This window comes from Bacteroides timonensis, assembly GCF_000513195.1.
GTDB lineage: Bacteria > Bacteroidota > Bacteroidia > Bacteroidales > Bacteroidaceae > Bacteroides > Bacteroides timonensis.
In genome coordinates this window covers 1-1,804 of sequence record NZ_CBVI010000202.1, presented here as the reverse complement: position 1 = coordinate 1,804, position 1,804 = coordinate 1, and the positions used below count along the sequence as shown (strand labels likewise).

The 1,804-nt window shown below is 44.8% G+C and carries 2 protein-coding genes; both read left to right on the top strand.

Translation table 11 applies throughout. The annotated features are described in order from the left end of the window. Positions 1-900 (top strand): Mu transposase domain-containing protein (locus tag BN161_RS27820; RefSeq protein ID WP_044272622.1); only part of this gene is annotated, 900 nt, incomplete at its 5' end. A gap of 12 nt (positions 901-912) precedes the next feature. Then, positions 913-1,650 (top strand): IS21-like element helper ATPase IstB, encoded by a 738-nt coding sequence (gene istB / locus BN161_RS27815; RefSeq protein ID WP_044272619.1) that lies wholly within the window; start codon positions 913-915, stop codon positions 1,648-1,650. Positions 1,651-1,804: the final 154 nt, after the last annotated feature.

The window sequence follows — 1,804 nt, the reverse complement described above, 5'->3', positions numbered from 1 at the left end:
TCCGCAGTGACAAAGCCCAGCCGTTACGAAGCCGAGTTGAATGAGGACTTCGCTGCTTTTGCCGAACACTATGGCTGTGTGGTCATGCCCGCCAGGGTACGCAAACCCAGGGACAAGGCCTTGGTCGAAGGAGCCGTGAAGCTGATCTACCGCAGCATTTACACCAAACTGGACGGGCGTGAGTTCTACGATCTGGAATCACTCAATGCGGCTATACGCGTTGCTTTGGAACTGCATAACAACGCCCTTCTGACAGGCAGGAACTATAGCCGTCGCGAACAATACGAAGAGATTGAGCGCGACTGCATGGGACCTTTAAACCCGATCCGTTTCGAACTCAAGCATCGGCATACGGCAACTGTGCAGAAGAACGGATACATACGTCTGGAAAGACATTACTACAGTGTTCCGTACTCTTATATCGGCAAGAAGGTGAATGTCTTATACAACAACACAGTCGTGGAAATCTATTTGAAATATGAGAAGATAGCCGTCCACAGGAGAAACTACAAGCCTTATGGATACACTTACCTTCCCGAGCACCAGGCTTCCAGCCAACGAGTCATTACGGAATGGAATCCGGAGAAGTTCCTCAAAGAAGCCGGTCTCATACACACAGACGTGGAAAACTATATCCGACACGTCATCGAAGCCAAGCCCTATCCTGAACAAGCTTACAAATCATGCAGAGGCATACTCTCCTTTGCCTCAAGGGTGGGCAAGAAAAGGTTGATAAATGCCTGCAGATGGGCTTCCAACTACGGATTGTACAATTATCCGGCCATTGAAGAAATACTCAAGAACAGGCAGGATGAGCTACCTTTGGAAGAAGAGGTTCAGGATGAAGAAACAGGAATGCCTACCCACGAAAACATACATGGAAAAGAATATTATAATTAAAAACACTCAATGATGGAAATGAATCAGGAAACCTTGGAGAAGATGCGCCAAATGCGTCTTTCAGGAATGTACAATGCTTTTAGAACGAGCATGGACAGCTTCAAAGCCGAGTCTATGACTACAGACCAGTTTGTATCGTGGCTTGTAACCTGCGAATGGGACGAACGATGCAACAGGATGATAGAAAGGCTGATCAAACAGGCAAACTTCCGTTATAAGGCATATATGGAAGAAATGGATTATGGTATAGAAAGAGGATTGGACCGTAACTTGTTGGAAAGGCTTGCCGAACTCACCTTTGTCAAAGAAAACAAAGACCTGTTCATAACAGGAAGTTCCGGTACCGGCAAGAGTTACATAGCTACTGCATTGGGTTACAGAGCTTGTCAGAAAGGGATGAAAGTGTTATATGCCAATACAGCCAAATTGATGGGGCAACTCAAAGTAGCCAAGGCTAAAGGAAGCATACTACAGGAACTGAAAAAGATCGAGCGTACCGATTTGCTTATATTGGACGACTTCGGAATACAGCCTTTTGATAACGGAGCCAGAATGAATCTGATGGATATCATTGAAGATAGGCATGGTAAGAAATCCACACTCATCACATCGCAGCTACCGGTAAATGGATGGTATGAGATTATCGGAGAAAAGACGATAGCCGATGCGGTGTTGGACAGGATTGTTCATCAAGCTATCAGAATAGAACTGCATGGAGACTCAATTAGAAAGCTACAATGTAAAAAATAAAATCACTATATTTACAAAGAAACATTAAGTAGAACCCCGGCATACTGATAGCGAACAGAGTTGTTTTGGAACTGATGATTTTAGAAATTGGAAGGAAAAGAAACAGGGGGGCAATTTACATTGGACACTGGGGGGCAGTTACGTTGGATTTTCC